Genomic DNA, 18,472 nt, shown 5'->3' with positions numbered 1-18,472 from the left:
ACCGACTGCACGCGGCCCTCGATGTCGACGGTGCCTTCCTTGGTGCCGAAGGAGATCGTGGTGATCGGGATCTTCTTGTCCGCCGCCGCCTTGGCCGCGGTGTAGGACCCGCGCGGGTCTTCCTCGTTCTCCGTCGGGATGGTCTGCTTGCCGTCCGACATCAGCACGATGCGTGCGGGCGGCGGACCCTCGGGGCCGCCGACGACCTGGGAGAAGCCCTCGATCGCCTGCAGCGCCGCGAAAATCGCCTCACCGGTGGCGGTGGACTGGGCCAGCTTGAGGTTGTCGATCGCCTTGGCCACCCCGACCCGGTCGGTCGTCGGTGCCACCAGGACCGTCGCGGTCCCGGCGAAGGTGATCAGGCCGAGGTTGACGCCCGGGGTGAGCCCCTCGGCGAAGGACTTGGCCGCGACCTGAGCCGCCTTGAGCCGCGTCGGCGCCACGTCGGTGGCCTCCATCGACAGCGACACGTCGATCACGAGCATTACGGTGGCCCGGTTGCGCGGCACCTTCTGCTGCGCGGTCGGACCCGCCATCGCGGTGGTCAGCAGCACCAGGCCGATGATCAGCACGATCGCGGGCACGTGCCGGATCCAGCCCTGCTGGTTCGGCGCGACCCGTTCCAGCAGCTCCAGGTTCGCGAAGCGCAGCGTCCGCTTGCGCAGGAGGCGCTGCACATAGAGGTAGCCGACGACGAGCGCGGCGACGGCGATCAGCAGCAGGAACCACCAGGGGGTGGCGAAGTTGCGGAAACTCATGCGACGCCTCCGGACCAGCGGCGCTTGCGGGCCACGACGAAGCGGACAGTGTCGGCGATCCAGTCGGAGTCCGTGCGCAGCACCAGGTGCCCGCCGCCCGCCTGCCGGATGCCCTTGGCCACGGCCTCGCGGTGTTCGGCCGCGGCAGCGCCGAACTCCTTGCGCAGCAACGGTGACGCGGTGACCTCGCGCTGGCGCCCGGTCTCCGGGTCGGCCAGCACGACGGTGCCGACGTCGGGCAGTTCGATGTCGCGCGGGTCGACCACCTCGACCCCGATCAGCTCGTGGCGCAGCGACAGCGCGCGCAGTGGGCGCTGCCAGTCGGTGGGCCCGAGGAAGTCGGAGATCACCACGGCGAGCCCCCGCCTGCGCGGCGGCCTGCGGAGCTGCTCGATGGCGTTGGCCAGGTCGCCGCGGACGCCCTGGGGCGCGCGTGGGGTCTCGGCGACCTTGCGGACGAGGCCGCGCGCGTGGGCGAGCCCGCCGCGCGCGGGGATGCGGATCATCTTCTCGCCGGTGGAGATCAGCGCGCCGACCCGGTTGCCGCCGCCGCGGGTCAGGTGGGCGATCGCGGCGACCGCGGCGACGGCGAGGTCGCGCTTCTCGCACGCGGCCGTGCCGAAGTCGAGGCTCGCGGACAGGTCGACGACGAGCCAGGTCTCCAACTCGCGGTCGGCGACGGTCTCGCGGATGTGCGGGACCGTCGTGCGCGCGGTGACCGCCCAGTCCATCCGTCGGACGTCGTCGCCCGGCTGGTAGGGCCGGGCCTCCCCCGGCTCGGACCCCGGCCCGGGCACGAGACCGAGATGGTTGCCCTGCAGCAGCCCGTCGAGCCTGCGCCGGACGTCGATCTCCAGCAGCCGCAGGCCCGCTTCCATGCGGTCGCCCCGCAGCACCGGCGGCGCCCAGTTCGGGCGCTCGCCCTCGGCGGCCTTGTGCCTGCTCACGGCCTGCCGGCCACCCCGGCCGGCGCCGGGTGCCCGCTGGGCGCCTGCGGCCGCGCCGACACCTGCGGCAGCGGGACGGTCTGCATGACCCGGGAGATCATGTGGTCGATCGGGACACCGTCGGCGAGCGCGTCGTAGGACAGCACGAGCCGGTGGCGCAGCACGTCGGGCACGACGTCGACGACGTCCTGGGGCAGCACGTAGTCGCGGCCGCGGACCAGCGCCAGGGCGCGGGCGGCGGCGACGATGCCGAGGCTGGCGCGCGGCGAGGCGCCGTAGGCGATCCAGCCCGCGACGTCGGTGAGGCCGTGCTCGGCGGGGGTGCGGGTGGCCAGGACGAGCCGGACGGTGTAGTCGACGAGCGCGTGGTGGACGAAGACCCTGGAGGCCACGTCCTGAAGTCGGCGCAGTTCCTCGGGGCTGAGGATCTGGTTCGCCTCCGGCGGCGTGACGCCCATCCGGTAGACGATCTCGCGCTCCTCCTCGGCCGTCGGGTACTCGACGATGATCTTGAAGAGGAACCGGTCGCGCTGCGCCTCGGGCAGCGGGTAGACGCCCTCGTTCTCGATCGGGTTCTGCGTGGCGAGCACGAGGAACGGGTCGGGCATCGGGAAGGTCTGGCCGCCGATGGACACGTGCCGCTCGGCCATGATCTCGAGCATCGCCGACTGCACCTTGGCGGGCGCGCGGTTGATCTCGTCGGCGAGGACGAAGTTGGCCACGACCGGGCCGAGTTCGACGTCGAAGCGCTCGCTGGACTGCCGGTAGATGCGGGTGCCGAGGATGTCGGCGGGCACCAGGTCCGGGGTGAACTGCACCCGGGAGAACGAACCGCCGACGACCCGCGCGAAGGTCTCCACGGCGAGCGTCTTGGCGACACCGGGCACACCCTCGATCAGCAGGTGTCCCTTGGCGAGCAGGCCGACGAGCATCCGCTCGACCAACCGGTCCTGCCCGACGATCACCCGCTTGACCTCGAACACGGTGCGTTCGAGCAGTTGCGCGTCACGCGCGGGCGTGCTGCCCTCTTGCTCGACCTGCCCAGGCTCGGTCACCAGCTGTCCTCCTCAGCGCACGGTCATTCCAGCGGGTTACAGCCAACCGCATGAGCGGTGTGAGCGCTGTGAACTCAACTGGTGAAACGGGATAGGTCTTCCGGAGTGTCCACATCGGCGGCTTCGTCGGCGACGGCCGCGACCCGCAGCGGGTCGAGTCCGCCCAGCACCTTGCGCAGCGCCATCCCCTCGGGCCGCTCGGGAAGAGCCGCCCGCAGCACACCGAGCCGCCACGCGCTGAGCAGCCACTGGTCGCGCCCGTCGGGGTCGACGAGCAGAGCACCGGTCGTCCCGAGGGCGCCGGTCAGCCGGGCGAGGGTGGCTTGAGTGATCCGCGGCAGGTCGGCGGCGAGCAGGACGACGGGCAGGTCCGGGTCGTCGGGCAGCGCCGCGACCCCGGCGGCGATGGCGGCGACCGGGCCGGACCCCGGCTCGTCCTCGACCGTCCACACAACCGGACGCGGCACCGGCCTGCGCTTGCCGACCACAACGATCGGGTCGGCGCCCGCGGCGGCGTCCACGGCGCGGGCGAGCAGCGTCGTCCCGTCGATCTCGATGGCGACCTTGTCCCGGCCGTCCATCCGCGACGCGCGACCGCCCGCGAGGATGACCGCGGCCCAGGAATCCATTCGACCAGCCTAACGGCCGCGACCACCGTCCGTGTCCGTGTTCACCACGATGACCGTCAACGACGTCTCCCTGGCCGTGTTCGCCGCCGACGGCCCGGCGCTGGCCCGCGACCAGGACGCCACGGATCTCATCGGGCAGCTCTGGGGACAGGACGTGGACATGATCGTCATCCCCACGACCCGGCTCGCCGACGACTTCTTCGCCCTGCGCACCCGGGTGGCGGGCGAGATCGCGCAGAAGTTCGCCAACTACCGCCTGCGTGTGGCGGTGCTCGGCGACATAGCGGAGCACGTGGCGCGCAGCGAGGCGATGGCGTCGTTCGTCCACGAGTCGAACCGCGGGACGCAGCTCTGGTTCGTGCCGACGCTCGACGAGCTGACCGGGCGCCTGAGCCGTCCCTGACGAAAACCCGTGGACGGGCGGGCCGCCCGCGTTCTAGCTTGGGTCAAGCGATCCCTTGCGACTCGATGAGGTGTTTTCGGTGGCTGTTCGGACGGCTCGACGCATCCCTGTCACGCCCACCTCACCCGTAAGGACCGACCGAAGTGGATCTTCCACGTAGTTTTTCCATCCGCGAGAGCAGCCACCGCGTCATCAATCCCATCACCGGCGAGAAGCTCGCCACGATGGGCCGGGCGCTGCGCCTGCCCGCGGGGACGACCGTTCTCGACCTTTGCTGCGGCAAGGGCGAACTGCTCTGCACCTGGGCGCGCGAGCACGCCGTGAGCGGTGTCGGCGTCGACATCAGCACTGTGTTCCTTGACGCCGCCCGCGAGCGCGCCGTCGAACTGGGGGTGGCCGACCGGGTCGCCTTCCGGCATGACGACGCGGTGGGTTTCGTCGCCGACGAACCGGTCGATCTGGTGGCCTGTGTCGGCGCGACCTGGATCGGCGAGGGTGTCACGGGCACTGTCGAGTTGCTCGACCGCAGCCTGCGGCCGGGCGGCCTGATGCTGATCGGCGAACCGTATTGGCGGCTGACGCCACCCGACCAGGAGACCATCGAAGCCTGCTATGCCACCCGGCCCGACGAGTGGCGATCACTGGCGGACTTGGTCGCGCACTTCAACGACCTCGGCTGGGACGTCGTCGAGATGGTGCTCGCCGACGGCGACAGCTGGGACCGCTACGTCGCCGCCCAGTGGCTCAACGTCCGCCGCTGGCTCGACGCCAACCCCTATGACGAGTTGGCGCCCGAGCTGCGGGCGGACTTGAGCGAGTCGCAAATCCGCTACACCCGCTACCTGCGCGAATACCTCGGCTGGGGTCTGTTCGCTTTGATGAAGCGGTGATGCGCGGGGCTCGACGGAAGTCTTCCGCCGAGCCCCTACCCGCGTGAAGATCACTCCAACGCCTGCTTGTGACGGTCGAGACTGTCTCGTTAGGTGGGAAACACCTCTCTAAAACCGCCCGGGAGCGTGCCTGAACCGCGCTCCCGGTCCCCTGCTGAAGGGCGGAACAATGAGAACCACCATCCGACACACCCTCGTCATCACGGCGGCGGCACTCGCGGTCGCGGGTATCGTCCCCGGAACGGCCGCGGCCAACGACCTGGCCTCGTCGCGCGGTGTGCAACAGCTCGAAGAGCTCCGGTCCCGACTCGACAACGGCACGCCCGGCACGGCGTGGGCGGTGGATCCCGCGACCAACCAGGTCGTGATCACCGCCGACAGTTCCGTGCGGGAGGCCGACTTCGGCCGATTAGTGGCCATGGCGGCACGCTCGGACGGCGCGGCCCGCGTCGAACGCGCGGCGGGCACTTTCGCCCCGCTCACCACCGGCGGCGACGCCATCTACGGCGGCGGGTACCGCTGCTCGCTCGGTTTCAACGTCCGCAGCGGCAGCACGTACTACTTCCTCACCGCCGGACACTGCACCGACGCGGCGTCGGCGTGGTACGCGAACTCCAGCCAGACGAACAAACTGGGTGACCGCACGGGTTCCAGCTTCCCGGGCAACGACTACGGCATCGTGAAGTACACCAACCCGTCGATCACCGTGTCCGGCACCGTTGGCGGCCAGGACATCACCTCGGCGGCCGACGCCTACATCGGCGAGTCGGTCAGCCGCCGCGGCAGCACCACCGGCACCAGGAGCGGCACGGTGACCGGCCTCAACGTCACCGTCCACTACTCCGGCGGCGGCACCGTCCGCGGCATGATCCAGACCAACGTGTGCGCGGAACCGGGCGACAGCGGCGGCCCGCTCTACGACGGCTCGAAGGCGATCGGCCTGACCTCCGGCGGCAGCGGCAACTGCCGCACCGGGGGGACCACGTTCTACCAGCCGGTCACCGAAGCCCTGAGCAGGTACGGCGTCTCGGTGTTCTAAGTGGACGGCGGCCCCTGGTGTCCCGCGTGGACACCAGGGGCGGTCACCACAGTTTGTCGATCTCCCCGGAGTGCAGCTCGACACGCGCGTCGTGAAACGCCGACTCGTTCCGCTTGGCCACCTCGGAGAAGAAGTCCGCCATCGTCACCTTGTCGAACCCGGGCCGGTCACTGGCGAACGGCGTCTCGACCGTTCCGCCGACAAGCACCGTGCCCCGCGGCGGTCTCCAGCCCGCGCTCTCGTAGAAGGTTCGAAGTGGACGGTCGCAGGTGAAGATCCCGAGATCGAACCCGCGGTCGGCGATGGCGTCGTGAGCCGCTGAGACGAGCAGGCGGCCGTGTCCGCGACCACGAATGTCCTGCCGGGTGACGACCGTGCTCAGCCCGGCGGCGGAATAGGGCCGGCCCGCGTGGACGATCCGCTTGGCGAGGACGTCCAGGGCGGCGACCACCTCGTCCTCGTCGAGCAGCAGCATCGACACTGGCCGCAGCGCCGGGTCGTGCGTCAGCGAAGTCCGTTCACCAGGCCACGCCTGGTGCTGCATTCGCAAGACCTGGTCTCGGAATCGGAGCGGTGTCTCGTCTTCGGGACACGACAGGACACGCACCCGCTCATCTCACCATGTGACGAGTCAGAGGAGCCGGGTCGCGTAGGGGACGATGCCGCCGTAGCGGACCGGGGCGATACGGACGCGGGAACCCGAGTACGGCGCCTCGACCATCTGGCCGTTGCCGATGTACATCGCGACGTGGTGGATGCGGCCTCGGGTGGCCCAGAACAGCATGTCGCCGGGGGCCATCTGGTTCAACGGGACGCGGCGGCCCGCGGCGGCCTGGTAGCCGCTGTAGTGCGGCAGCCTGATCCCGACGCCGGCGAAGGCGTAGATCATCAGGCCGGAGCAGTCGAAGCCGACCTTGTTGTAGTCGCCGAACGAGTCGGCGACGCCGCCGTCGCGGATGCCGCGGGTGGGGCCGCTGCCGTTGCCGCCGCCCCAGGCGTACTGCACGCCCAGCTGGGAAAGGGCCCGGTCGATCACGATCCGCACGGCGTTGCCCGTCGGCGGCCGGTTGACCGCCGGACGCGGACCCGCCGGACGCGGACCCGCCGGGGCCGACGCCTGCGCGGCGGCGGCGTTGGCGGCGTCCTCGCGCTGCTTGGCGGCGAGCCAGTCCTGGTAGCGCTTGCGCTGGTTCTCCAGCCCGCCGACCTTGGCCTGGGCCTCGTCGAGCTGGCGCTCGTAGTCCGCGCGGGCGGCTTCGAGCTCCTTGGACTTGCCCGCCTGGTCGCGCTGGGCCTGCTGAGCCGAGGCCGTGGCGGCGTCGGCGTTGCGCTTGGCCTGTTCGGCCTCGGCCTGGCGCTTGGTTGCCTCGTCGAGGGCGGCGCGGGCCAGTGAGTCCTTGTTGGCCTTGACCGTGCGGGCCCGCTCCATGGACTCGAGCGCGTCCAGCTCGCTGCCGCTGACGGCGTTGAGCAGCTGCGCGCGGGCGAGCAGGTCTTCCGGGCTCTTGGCCCCCATGTACGCCGACATCGAGCCGACGGTCGTGCCCTGCTTATAGCTGCCCGCGGCGAACTCGTCCAGCTGCTTTCGGGCGTTCTCGATCGACTGGCTCGCGTTGTCGGACTCGCGCTTGGCGGCCTCGGCGTCGGCCTTCGCCTTGGCGGCGAGGTCCTCGGCGGTCTCGAGGTCGACGAGGGCCTTGTTGGCGTCCTCCATCTTGGCCTCGACCTCGGCCTGCAGCTCCATCAGCCGGGCCTCGGCCCGGGCTAGCTGGTTCGTCAGCTCGCCGACCTTGCCCGCTTTCGCCTTGGCTTCGGTGCGGCCCGCGGAGAGCTCGGAATCGCTCGGGTTCGGCGGAGGTGGAGGGACCGCGACCGCTGTCGGCGGGACCGCCATGCAGATCACCAACGAGAGAGACGTCGCGACCATGAACACTCTGCTACCGCGTCGTTTCCTCATGGTTTCCCACCTCCCAGTGTGGACGGCTCCCCCGTCCACTTCGGACGGATCGGCGCCCCGTGACCGCCGGCTCGGCGGGAAACGGACCGGCCTACGACGACTGTGCCATTAGGACCACAATTGCACCAGTCGTAACAGGGGAAACTTCATCACCCTGGACAACTTGGTCCCCTTGTGACACGCAGGGTGTATCCGCGCTGCTCCACCTGGGTGATCGACACTAGACACAGCGAGTGAATCGTTGCCGAGCCCGATGTGACTGCCTGTGCCCGGTGCTGCGACGATGTCGCCGTGACTCAGGGATCAACTCGCGCTCGGGGGGCGGCGACCGCCGTGATCGCCGCCGCGGGACTCGTGGCGGTCGTCGCGGGCATGTTCCTTCCCTGGTTCCGGTCCGGCGCGGTGCTACGCGACAGCTTCCAGCTGATCGGCGTGATCCAGACCCTCGGCTTCCTGCGCGGCGACGTGCTGGAGGTCCTGCTCTACATCTGGTTCGCCTTGATCCCGGTGGTGACGCTGAGCGTTGTGGCCTACACGCTCGGCTTGCACCGGACGAGCGCAACGATCTGCGTGGTTCTGACGATATTCACTGGAACCATTTCGGGTGTCGCCACCGTCGAAAGCGGTGGCGAGGAAAGCTCGCTCGGCATTGCGGGCACCGGACCGACGGTCACATTGATCGGCTCGTTGGTGGCTCTCATCGGGGCCGTGGGCATCTTCGTAAGCCGGCGCAGGAGCGCAAGCAGGATCGCAGGAGGGGAACCGTGACCTATCCAGGTTCAGGCGGCCAGGGGCAGCCGAACGACCCATATCAGCAGCCGGGCGGCCAGCCTGGGTACCCGCAGCAGGGCGGTTACCCCCAGCAGGGCGGTTACCCCCAGCAGGGCGGCCAGCCCGGATACCCGCAGCAGGGGGGCTACCCGCAGCAGGGGTACCCGCAGACCGGGCCGCAGCCGACCCAGCAGTACGGCCAGCTCGGCGAGCAGCAGTACGGCCAGCCGCAGGGCGACCCGTACGGCCAGCAGCAGTTCGGCGCGTACGGCTACCCGGCGCCGGAGCAGCCCAAGAAGCGCAAGGGCCTGGTCATCGGTGTCGTGGCCGCGGTCATCGCGGTCGCGGCGGGTGCGGGTGTGACGGTGTGGGCGCTCAACCGGGGCACCGCCCCCGCGGGCGCGCAGAGCCCGACGGCGGCGGCGACCAGCCTGGTCAACGCCCTCGGCCAGGGTGACGTCGCGGGTCTGCTCACGGGCCTGGCGCCCGCCGAGCGCGACCTGATGACCACGCTGAACTCCGAGACCACCAAGGAACTGCAGCGGCTCGAGATCTACAAGGCCGACGCCGACCCGAACAAGCTGCAGGGCTTCGAGCTCAAGACCGAGGGCCTGCAGTTCGACGAGCAGAACGCGGAGAAGGTCAACGACCACCTGACCATCACCAAGCTGGTCGCGGGCAAGCTCACCATCAGCTCCGACGCGAGCAAGCTGCCGCTGACCGAGGAGTTCATCGAGGCCGCGTTCCCGCGCGGACTGGACGCGAAGCCGCAGACCGAGACGGTCGACATCGCCGAGATCGTCAAGGACAACGACGGCAAGGCCATCCGCATCGCCACCGTGAACGTCGACGGCGAGTGGTACCCGAGCCTGTTCTACTCGATCGCGGACTACGCCCTGCAAGAGGCCGACGAGTCCTGGCCGAAGAGCCCCATCGCCGCCAAGGGCGCGGACTCCCCCAACCAGGCGGTTCGCGAAATGGCGGAAGCGGCCCTGGACGCGAACCTGGAGCGGGTCATCGAACTCCTCCCGCCGGACGAGATGGCAGTGCTGCACGACCTGGGCCCGATGCTGGTCGAGATGGCCAAGAAGGACGGCGCCGAGGCGACCGGGGTCAAGATCACCAAGCTGGAGACCGAGACCACCGAGGTCGAGGGCGCCACGAAGGTCCTCCTCAAGGAGTTCGAGGCGGAGATGGAGGGCCAGACCGTCAGCGTCATCAAGGACGGCGAGTGCTACGAAGCTGAGGCCGACGGCGAGAAGAAGAAGTTCTGCGCCGACGACGCGGCCGCCGAGATCGGCGGCAAGCGCATGAAGCCGGACGCCAAGAGGGCACTGACCAACCTGGTCAAGGGCATGATGGCCAACACCGGCGTCGTCACCACCCAGGTGGACGGCAAGTGGTACGTCAGCCCCATCCGGTCGCTGACCGACATCCAGGTCACCGCCCTGAAGAGCCTGGAGCCCGCGGACGTCAAGGCCCTCATCAAGATGCTCAAGTAGTGCAGTCGTAAGAACTAAGCGCTAGACCAAGAAGAGGCCCCGCTCCACAGCGGGGCCTCTTCTGTTTCGCTCCCCGGAAACACCGCGCCCATCACCCCAGCAGGGCAAGCCGGCCAAACCCCGAAGAAGAGCCACCGACAGCTCCACCCCGACGGGCGAACGTCAGGAGAGTCCTTCCGAACTCCGGATGTGGTCGCCTTCGGAAAAGGCACTCATCCCACGCTCCAGACTCGACTCCACCAGGAAGCGGCGCTGTGCCCCACCTCCGGACATCGCCAACTCCAGGCCAACACACACCTGTGGAGCGGAGCCGAAGATTCAGCTCCGGATCAGATCCAGCGCATCTGTCCTCATGCCGAAACGCTGCCGCAAAACGCGTCCAGCGGCATGGACGCCACTCATTCCGTGCACCCCAGGCCCAGGCGGTGTCGAAGCCGAACACAGGTACACGCCAGGTATGGGCGTCCGATAGGGATCCCACCGCGGAACCGGCCTGAACACGGTCTGCCACACCGAAAGCGCGCCGGCGCCGATGTCCCCGCCGACGTAGTTCGCGTTGTACCGAGCCATCTCCACGGCCGTCACCACCGACCGTTCCACCACCAGGTCCCTGAACCCCGGTGCGAACCGTTCGATCTGGGCCGTCACCCGTTCGCCGACATCCACAGTGGACCCGTTCGGCACATGCGCGTACGACCACAGCGTGTGCATGCCCTCCGGGGCCCGGCCCGGGTCCACCACGCCAGGTTGTCCCACCAGCACATACGGCCGCGTGGGGTGTCTGCCTGCCGCGACTTCCTCTTCGGCGGCCACCGCCTCCCCCCGGTCGCCGACCACGTGCAGCGTTGCGGCGGCGGCGAGTTCCGGGACCGTCCACGGCACCGGGCCGGACAGGGCGAAGTCGACCTTGCACACTCCCCCGCCATAGCGGAATGCCCGCAGCCACCGCAGGTACCGGCCAGGCAGTTCGGCCATTCCCGCCAGCGCCGCGGGGCTGACGTCGAGCAGGACGGCGTGCGCGCGGACCTGTGACAGCGAGTCGATCCGGCTGTCGGTCACGATCTTCCCACCCAGCCTGACCAACTCCGCCGCCAGAGCGTCCACTATGGACTGGCTGCCGCCGCGGGCGATGGGCCAGCCGACCGCGTGGCCGAGGGTGGCGAGCAGCAGTCCGGCTCCGGCGGGCGCGAGGGCTCGGGGTGGCGTCACCGCGTGCGCACTCACTCCGGTCAGCAGGGCGGGTGCGACCGTCCCGCTGAAGCGTGCGCCCCACAGCGGGGACGCCTGTTCCAGGACCCGCAGCGGGAACCGGAGCGCGCGGGGTACCGACCGGAAGTCCGACATCGCGAGATCGACCAAGCCCGGCCAGTCCCGGACCAGCGGCCCCAGCAGACTTCGCCATGCCCGCCCGTCTCGACCCAGGCCTTCCACCGTCCGGTCCAGATCGCGCCAGGCCACGCCTGCTCGACCGCCGTCGAGCGGGTGGGCGTAGGACACCTCGGGGACGAGCAGGTCGACGCCGTGTTCGGCGAGGCCGAAGGCGCGGAAGAACGGCGAGGCGAGGCCCATCGGATGGGCGTGGGCGCACACGTCGTGCCGCAACCCCGGCAGGGTCAGCTCGGCCGTCCTGGAACCGCCGCCGATCGTCTGGGCTGCCTCATGCACCTCCACCGCCAACCCGGCTTTGGCCAACACCAGTGCCGCCGCGAGCCCGTTGGGCCCCGCCCCGACCACCACAGCGTCCATACGAACATCCTTCTATGAAGTCAGGAATCTCGCCCACCGAATACCAGTCGGCCGGGCAGTCAAATATGCCAACCCAGATATGTCCGACTGCGACAAGTTTGCTATGCGGCGAATCTTCGCAGGTCAGACCGCACTCGGACAGCGAAAGTTGACCATCTCGCGCCGGGGGAATCTCCACCCGCGACATTAGCGCAAAACTATCGAAATGAAATCCCCTTCTTGACAAGAGAAACGCACACGGAGAGGCTGACGGCACTTCGAAAGCCAAATGGCGAAGCACTTCTCTTTCCCCACTGTGATTCAAAGGAGAAACACATGCTTACCAACCTCGTCGCGAACCTGGCCCACCTCGCAGGCTGGCTCGTCTAAGTCGGCAGTAGATGGCATGAGAGCAGGGCGGCGACCCAGAGTCGTCCGCCCTGCTCCAGTCCACCCGAATGCTCATTTCAGAACAGTGAGCATTCGATGTTCACACGGGTCATGACTCCAGAAACTCGACACGGTTACCCACCGGGTCATCAGTGTGGAAACGCCGCCGACCGGGAATCTCCGCGGGGTCCGCCCAGCGGACACCGGCGCCCGCCCCTGCCACCGCCGCCGCCACCGCGTCGACATCCACCACAAACGCGGGATGCGCCTTGCGCGCCTGCCGGAAGTCGACCTCGACTCCGACGTGCAACTCCCCGCCCCCAGGCACGGCGAACCAACAGCCGCCCCGGGCCGCCAACAACGGAGGTTTCGGCAGCTCAGACCACCCGAGGACGCCTCCATAGAACGCCCGCATCCGGTCCTCCGCGCCCACCGGACACGCGATCTGCACGTGATGGATCACATCAGCCCCCACTTGAAGTCGCTTACAGGACAAGCGTACTGTTTGCTTCGTGAGCCTGTCGATGCGCGCCTCAACCAGGTGCGCGAGACTCAGGGCTCGACTACCTGAACTGACTTGCGCCGCCACTGGAGTTGGACGTGACTACTGCTAGCAAGGACAGCTTCGGCGCCCGTGCCACGCTGAACGTCGGTGACGCCTCATACGAGGTGTTCCGGCTGGACGCGGTGGAGGGTTCCGAGCGCCTGCCCTACAGCCTCAAGATCCTGCTGGAGAACCTGCTCCGCACCGAGGACGGCGCGAACATCACCGCCGACCACGTGCGCGCCCTGGCGAACTGGGACCCGGCGGCCGAGCCGTCGACGGAGATCCAGTTCACGCCGGGCCGCGTGGTCATGCAGGACTTCACCGGCGTCCCCTGCGTCGTCGACCTCGCCACCATGCGCGAGGCGGTCACCACGCTGGGCGGCGACCCGACGAAGGTCAACCCGCTGGCCCCGGCCGAGCTGGTCATCGACCACTCGGTGATCGCCGACATCTTCGGCCGCCCGGACGCCTTCGAGACCAACGTCGACCTGGAGTACCAGCGCAACAAGGAGCGCTACCAGTTCCTGCGCTGGGGCCAGACCGCGTTCGACGAGTTCAAGGTCGTCCCCCCGGGCACCGGCATCGTCCACCAGGTCAACATCGAGCACCTGGCGCGCGTGGTCATGACCCGCAACGGGCAGGCCTACCCGGACACCCTCGTCGGCACCGACTCACACACCACGATGGTCAACGGCCTGGGCGTGCTGGGCTGGGGCGTCGGCGGCATCGAGGCCGAGGCCGCGATGCTCGGCCAGCCGGTCTCCATGCTGATCCCGCGCGTGGTCGGCTTCAAGCTGCACGGCGAGCTCCCCGCGGGTGCCACCGCCACCGACCTGGTCCTCACGATCACCGAGATGCTGCGCAAGCAGGGCGTCGTCGGCAAGTTCGTCGAGTTCTACGGCTCCGGTGTCTCGGCCGTCCCGCTGGCCAACCGCGCCACCATCGGCAACATGAGCCCGGAGTTCGGCTCCACCGCGGCGATGTTCCCGATCGACGCGGAGACCATCGAGTACCTGCGCTTCACCGGCCGCTCCGCCGACCAGGTCGCACTGGTCGAGGCGTACGCCAAGGAGCAGGGCCTCTGGCACGACCCGTCCGTCGAGCCGGTCTTCTCCGAGACCCTTGAGCTGGACCTGGCCACGATCGTCCCGTCGATCGCGGGCCCGAAGCGCCCGCAGGACCGCATCCAGCTCACCGACGCGAAGGAAGCCTTCCGCGGCGCGCTGGGCGCCTATGTCTCCCACGAGGCCAGCGCGCCGCTGTCCACTGTGGACGAGGCGTCGGACGAGTCGTTCCCGGCCAGCGACCCGCCCGGCCACGCCGCCAACCGACCGGGCAACGGGGCGTCGGGCAAGCCACACGACTACCACTCGGCCGCCGCCACCGCCGACGGCCGGGTCTCCAAGCCCACCACCGTCACCCTCGATGGCCAGACCTTCGAACTCGACCACGGCGCCGTGGCCATCGCCGCGATCACCTCGTGCACGAACACGTCGAACCCCTCGGTCATGATCGGCGCGGCGCTGCTGGCGAAGAAGGCCGTCGAGCGCGGCCTCAACCGCAAGCCGTGGGTCAAGACCACGCTGGCGCCGGGGTCCAAGGTGGTCATGGACTACTACGACCGCGCGGGCCTCACCCCGTACCTGGACAAGCTCGGCTTCAACCTGGTCGGCTACGGCTGCACCACCTGCATCGGAAACTCCGGCCCGCTGCAGGACGAGATCTCCGCGGGTGTGCAGGAATCCGACCTCGCCGTCGTGTCGGTGCTCTCGGGCAACCGCAACTTCGAGGGCCGGATCAACCCGGACATCAAGATGAACTACCTCGCGTCCCCGCCGCTGGTGGTGGCGTACGCGCTGGCCGGGTCGATGGACATCGACATCACCACCGAACCGCTGGGCATCGGGTCCGACGGTCAGCCGGTGCACCTCGCCGACATCTGGCCGACCCCGCAGGAGATCTCCGACACCATCGCCTCGGCGATGTCCGCGGAGAGCTTCGCGAACAGCTACAAGGACGTCTTCGCCGGTGACGAGCGCTGGCAGTCGCTGCCGACGCCGACCGGCAAGACCTTCGAGTGGGACCCGCAGTCCACCTACGTCCGCAAGCCCCCGTACTTCGAGGGCATGACGATGGAGACGACCCCGGTCACCGACATCGAGGGCGCGCGCGTCCTGGCGCTGCTGGGCGACTCGGTCACCACCGACCACATCTCGCCTGCCGGTGCGATCAAGGCGGACACCCCCGCGGGCAAGTACCTCACCGAGCACGGCGTGGAGCGCAGGGACTTCAACTCCTACGGCTCGCGGCGCGGCAACCACGAGGTGATGATCCGCGGCACGTTCGCGAACATCCGTCTCCGCAACATGCTGCTCGACGACGTCCAGGGTGGCTACACCCGCGACTTCACCTCCGGCGGCGAGCAGGCCTTCATCTACGACGCGGCGCAGAACTACGCGGCGGCGGGGATCGGCCTGGTCATCCTGGCGGGCAAGGAGTACGGCTCGGGCTCGTCGCGCGACTGGGCGGCCAAGGGCACCTCGCTGCTCGGTGTCCGCGCGGTCATCGCGGAGTCCTTCGAGCGCATCCACCGGTCGAACCTGATCGGCATGGGCGTGCTGCCGCTGCAGTTCCCGCAGGGCGAGACCGCGGCGTCGCTGGGCCTCGACGGCACGGAGACGTTCTCGATCACGGGCGTCACCGCGCTCAACGACGGCGAGACCCCGCGCACGGTCAAGGTTTCGGCCACGAAGGCGGATGGCTCCACTGTGGAGTTCGACGGCCTCGTGCGCATCGACACCCCCGGTGAGGCGGACTACTACCGCAACGGCGGCATCATGCAGTACGTGCTGCGCAAGATGGTAAACAGCTGATCAAGAACCTGAGCGGGGGACGTCCGGCAACCCCGGACGTCTCCCGCTCTCGTATTTCTGGGGATCCCTTTGACACTCGGACTGCTGATCGCGGGCCTGGTCCTGTTAGTCGGCGCGGCGGTGCAGGGCACCATCGGCTTCGGCCTCAACCTGATCGCCGGTCCGATCCTGGCGCTGATCGACCCGATGCTCGTGCCGGTGCCGGTGCTGTTCGCCGGGACCGCGCTCTCGGCGATGCTGATCTTCCGCGAGCACGGCTCGGTCGAGTGGAAGAACGTCGGCTGGGCGATGGTGGGGCGGTTGCCCGGCAACGGGCTCGGCCTGATCGCCCTGGCGACGCTGCCGGTGGCGGGCTTCACCACGCTGATCGGGGTGAGTGTTCTGGTGTGCGTGGGCCTGTCGGTGATGACGTGGAAGCCGCGGCCGACTGTCCCCACCCTGCTGGTGGCAGGCACCGCGTCGGGTGCTTTCGGCACCATGGCGTCGATCGGCGGTCCGCCGATCGCGCTGGTGTACCAGAACCAGTCCGGTCCCACGATTCGCTCGACGCTGAGCGCCTTTTTCCTGGTCGCCTCGATCTCGTCGCTGGCGATGCTGGCGGTGGCCGGTCATGTGGAACAGCGCCACCTGGTGGCCGCGGCCTTACTGATTCCGTTCCTGGCCTGCGGCGCCCTGATCTCCAACCCGCTGCGCAAGCACGTCGAGGGGCCGCGGCTGCGGGTCGGCGTCCTGGTGGTCGCAGCACTGAGCGCACTGCTGCTGATCGGGAAGAGCGTCTTCTAGTTCGTCGCCGTGGAGGTAGGCGGGTGGACAGCATCCGGCACTACGTCAGTGTGGATGTGGAGATGCTGGCTAGGGAATGCAGTGCGAGGGACTACTCGCCCAAGAGATGCCCGTAGGCTGACTTAGATCCTACACGTTGCGGGCGTTGGCACTTTTGGACGCATTTGACCGAGTTTCTCATGGTCGCCTCTACTGACAATTAAGGTCAGTACGGCTGGGCGGAAGAAGATCTCTGGCTACCTACCTCCAGTTCAATCGCGACCGAACTAGTAGCCGAACGCGAGAAAAGGTAGTCTCGCGGAAGTTCCTATAGCGCTCCCACTCGGCGTCACCCATGGAACGTGTCATGGCTTCACCGGCATGTTTTCGTCTCCAATGTTTCCGAAATCAGACCGCGTCGCAGCTCTGAGCGCGGCTTCCCACGGGTAGCTATCCATCACCTGACCACCAGTCCGCGGAGGGTGCGGCACAAAGCCGCCTTCGCCAAACAGCACGGTCACCCCGGACTCGCGCAACTCGGCGACGCTGCGCTGGAAGACGCGGTTGGCCGCTAGTGCGGTGTTGACGAATGGCAGGACCACGATTGGCACCCCGAGGCCGGTGAGCTCGGCGAGCTGGGTCAGGACGTAGGTGTCGGCGATGCCAGCAGCCCACTTGTTGATCGTGTTGTAGGTCGCCGGGGCCACGATCACCGCCCTGGCCTTGGGCAGCGGCGGTTGGCCCGCTCGTTGGTGGCCGGTGCGCACCACGTGCCCGGTGAGCGCTTCGAGCGCATCCAGATCGAGGAAGTGTTCAACAGCAGATGGCGTGGCCAGACACCAGACGTCCCAGCCATCGGCGTGGGCGAGCTTGATCATGCGGTCGATGTGATCAGCCGGACCGGCGCCGCAAATCATCAGGTACAGCACCGGTTTAGTCATGCCACGACTCCCGCTCGGTCAGCCATTTGCTTGACCAACTTAGCGGGCTCGCCGGTGGTGTTGTGCAGCAGCGACCGCAGCAGGCCGTGCGCCAGCGGTCGGCAGCGCACCTCCTCGGGCGCGACCTGTTCCGCCTGGCCCAGCAAGCGGACGGCTTGCCGGTGGTTGCCGACGCTGGTGTGCGCCTCGGTGAGATCGAGCAGGAAGTTCGACTGCCGCTCGGCGGATAGCGCCGCAACCGCGGACGGGTCAATGGTCTCCGCGAACTCCAACGCTCGCCCGCCTTGGTGTAGGCGTACGAGCGCCGAGACGCGGTGGATCAGGGTGTTGGTGGTGCCGAAGAAGGTGTGGTGAGTGTTGTAGTGCGGCTCGAACTTCAGCGCCGCCACCATCGCCTCTTCGTGCATCTCCCGAGCTGTCACCGGGTCGTCCTGACCGGCCGCCGTAATCGAGGCCGCGAGGTAGAGCATCCCGTACAGGGACAGCAGCTCAGGAGCGTGCGTTTCGGTTTCGCGTCGCATCCGGTCGGCCATGTCCAACAGCGTGGAAATCGCCTGGGCTTCCTGCCGAGTGCTGGTCATGGCCCGCGCCACGCTGCGGGTAGCCCGTGCCAGCGACCAGGTGTCGTCGACGCTCATCGCCGTGTACATGGCGCGGTCGGCCGCCAGCCAGGCAACGTCGTTGGCCTCGAACTTCAGCAGCATGGATGACGCCAGACGGTAGGTCGTCACCAGGACGCGGTAGGCCCCAACCCGCTCGTCGCGCGGAACGCTGAGCACCGCGGCTTGCGCCTCGGTCATCAGCCCGGGGAGGTGGCGAGCCAACACGGTGAAGCGGGACGACAACCAGGCAAGGTCCAAGTACTCGGCCTGCCTGCGAATGCTAGCGGTACTGACGTTCTCGGCAGGCCACGCGGCCAAGCCCGGATAGGCAGCAAGTGCGGTACGGATGGCCTGGACTTCGCCGGCATCGACGCACTGTTCGGCGCGCTCGGCCTGAGCAGCGTCGGTCAGCACAGCCGGGTCGACGCCCAGGGCCTCGGCCACCCGCTCGATCATCGGCAGCCGGACCAGCTCGCGTTCGCCCGACTCGATCTTGTCCAACCACGAGGTCGACCGACCCACCATGTCGGCAAACCGCTGACGCGTCAGGTTCCGTCGCTCCCGCCAATAGCGAACTCTCGTACCGATCTGCCTCGACGTGCCGTCCATGCCTCACCCCGTCCGACCTGCGGCAACCGTCATCAGCGTAGCGGGTGGCCAGTCACACATTTTGTACAACTC

General features: G+C 68.6%; 17 protein-coding genes. 7 read left to right on the top strand and 10 right to left on the bottom strand.

What is annotated here, in order from left to right; translation table 11 throughout:
• The 4 genes from GPZ80_RS28025 to mobA form a co-directional block, all read right to left on the bottom strand.
• The coding region (locus GPZ80_RS28025) for a VWA domain-containing protein (protein ID WP_187224096.1) at positions 1 to 758 on the bottom strand (758 nt) is incomplete at its 3' end.
• Positions 755 to 1,636 (bottom strand): DUF58 domain-containing protein, encoded by an 882-nt coding sequence (locus GPZ80_RS28020; RefSeq protein WP_187224106.1) that lies wholly within the window; start codon positions 1,634 to 1,636, stop codon positions 755 to 757. The genes GPZ80_RS28020 and GPZ80_RS28025, both read right to left, overlap by 4 nt.
• A 65-nt stretch (positions 1,637 to 1,701) precedes the next feature.
• Positions 1,702 to 2,760, bottom strand: a complete 1,059-nt coding sequence (locus GPZ80_RS28015; RefSeq protein WP_187224095.1) for an AAA family ATPase — start codon at positions 2,758 to 2,760, stop codon at positions 1,702 to 1,704.
• A 74-nt stretch (positions 2,761 to 2,834) separates the two neighbouring features.
• Positions 2,835 to 3,389 (bottom strand): molybdenum cofactor guanylyltransferase, encoded by a 555-nt coding sequence (gene mobA / locus GPZ80_RS28010; protein WP_187224094.1) that lies wholly within the window; start codon positions 3,387 to 3,389, stop codon positions 2,835 to 2,837.
• A 37-nt stretch (positions 3,390 to 3,426) separates the two neighbouring features.
• Between mobA and GPZ80_RS28005 the strand changes: the two genes are divergently transcribed.
• The 3 genes from GPZ80_RS28005 (at position 3,427) to GPZ80_RS27995 (ending at position 5,721) form a co-directional block, all read left to right on the top strand.
• Positions 3,427 to 3,792 (top strand): DUF4180 domain-containing protein, encoded by a 366-nt coding sequence (locus tag GPZ80_RS28005; RefSeq protein ID WP_312880623.1) that lies wholly within the window; start codon positions 3,427 to 3,429, stop codon positions 3,790 to 3,792.
• Positions 3,793 to 3,935: 143 nt separating this feature from the next.
• Positions 3,936 to 4,682 (top strand): SAM-dependent methyltransferase, encoded by a 747-nt coding sequence (locus GPZ80_RS28000; RefSeq protein WP_187224093.1) that lies wholly within the window; start codon positions 3,936 to 3,938, stop codon positions 4,680 to 4,682.
• Positions 4,683 to 4,851: 169 nt separating this feature from the next.
• Positions 4,852 to 5,721 carry a S1 family peptidase gene (locus tag GPZ80_RS27995; protein ID WP_187224092.1) on the top strand — a complete coding sequence of 290 codons (870 nt, stop codon included), beginning with the start codon at positions 4,852 to 4,854 and terminating at the stop codon, positions 5,719 to 5,721.
• Positions 5,722 to 5,764: 43 nt separating this feature from the next.
• Here the strand turns inward: GPZ80_RS27995 and GPZ80_RS27990 are convergent, their stop codons facing one another.
• Together GPZ80_RS27990 and GPZ80_RS27985 are read right to left on the bottom strand one after the other, a co-directional pair.
• Entirely contained in the window at positions 5,765 to 6,328 is a 564-nt protein-coding gene (locus GPZ80_RS27990; protein ID WP_187224091.1) for a GNAT family N-acetyltransferase, read from the bottom strand.
• Positions 6,329 to 6,352: 24 nt separating this feature from the next.
• Positions 6,353 to 7,648, bottom strand: coding sequence for an NlpC/P60 family protein (locus GPZ80_RS27985; RefSeq protein WP_246477558.1), 1,296 nt, complete (start codon positions 7,646 to 7,648; stop codon positions 6,353 to 6,355).
• A gap of 363 nt (positions 7,649 to 8,011) precedes the next feature.
• Here GPZ80_RS27985 and GPZ80_RS27980 point away from each other — a divergent pair, with 363 nt between their 5' ends.
• Positions 8,012 to 8,446, top strand: coding sequence for a hypothetical protein (locus GPZ80_RS27980; RefSeq protein ID WP_187224089.1), 435 nt, complete (start codon positions 8,012 to 8,014; stop codon positions 8,444 to 8,446).
• The gene (locus GPZ80_RS27975) at positions 8,443 to 9,951 is read left to right on the top strand and encodes a flagellar basal body protein FliL (protein WP_187224088.1); all 1,509 of its coding nucleotides are present in this window, start codon (positions 8,443 to 8,445) and stop codon (positions 9,949 to 9,951) included. Before GPZ80_RS27980 ends, GPZ80_RS27975 begins: the two co-directional genes overlap by 4 nt.
• A gap of 318 nt (positions 9,952 to 10,269) precedes the next feature.
• Here the strand turns inward: GPZ80_RS27975 and GPZ80_RS27970 are convergent, their stop codons facing one another.
• Positions 10,270 to 11,697 (bottom strand): phytoene desaturase family protein, encoded by a 1,428-nt coding sequence (locus GPZ80_RS27970; RefSeq protein ID WP_187224087.1) that lies wholly within the window; start codon positions 11,695 to 11,697, stop codon positions 10,270 to 10,272.
• A 478-nt stretch (positions 11,698 to 12,175) separates the two neighbouring features.
• Complete coding sequence (locus GPZ80_RS27965; protein WP_312880622.1) at positions 12,176 to 12,517, bottom strand: VOC family protein; 342 nt, start codon at positions 12,515 to 12,517, stop codon at positions 12,176 to 12,178.
• Positions 12,518 to 12,666: 149 nt separating this feature from the next.
• Here GPZ80_RS27965 and GPZ80_RS27960 point away from each other — a divergent pair, with 149 nt between their 5' ends.
• On the top strand, positions 12,667 to 15,486 hold the full coding sequence (locus GPZ80_RS27960; RefSeq protein ID WP_187224086.1) for an aconitate hydratase: 2,820 nt from the start codon (positions 12,667 to 12,669) through the stop codon (positions 15,484 to 15,486).
• Between the two features lie 69 nt (positions 15,487 to 15,555).
• Complete coding sequence (locus tag GPZ80_RS27955; RefSeq protein ID WP_187224085.1) at positions 15,556 to 16,269, top strand: sulfite exporter TauE/SafE family protein; 714 nt, start codon at positions 15,556 to 15,558, stop codon at positions 16,267 to 16,269.
• A 344-nt stretch (positions 16,270 to 16,613) separates the two neighbouring features.
• Here the strand turns inward: GPZ80_RS27955 and GPZ80_RS27950 are convergent, their stop codons facing one another.
• Positions 16,614 to 17,189 (bottom strand): flavoprotein, encoded by a 576-nt coding sequence (locus tag GPZ80_RS27950; RefSeq protein ID WP_187224084.1) that lies wholly within the window; start codon positions 17,187 to 17,189, stop codon positions 16,614 to 16,616.
• Complete coding sequence (locus GPZ80_RS27945; RefSeq protein WP_187224083.1) at positions 17,186 to 18,400, bottom strand: helix-turn-helix domain-containing protein; 1,215 nt, start codon at positions 18,398 to 18,400, stop codon at positions 17,186 to 17,188. Before GPZ80_RS27945 ends, GPZ80_RS27950 begins: the two co-directional genes overlap by 4 nt.
• Positions 18,401 to 18,472: the final 72 nt, after the last annotated feature.

Source organism: Actinokineospora xionganensis (assembly GCF_014323725.1).
Classification (GTDB): Bacteria; Actinomycetota; Actinomycetes; order Mycobacteriales; family Pseudonocardiaceae; genus Actinokineospora; species Actinokineospora xionganensis.
The sequence above is the reverse complement of the archived record's forward strand: the minus strand, read 5'-3'. Positions and strand labels throughout refer to the sequence as shown.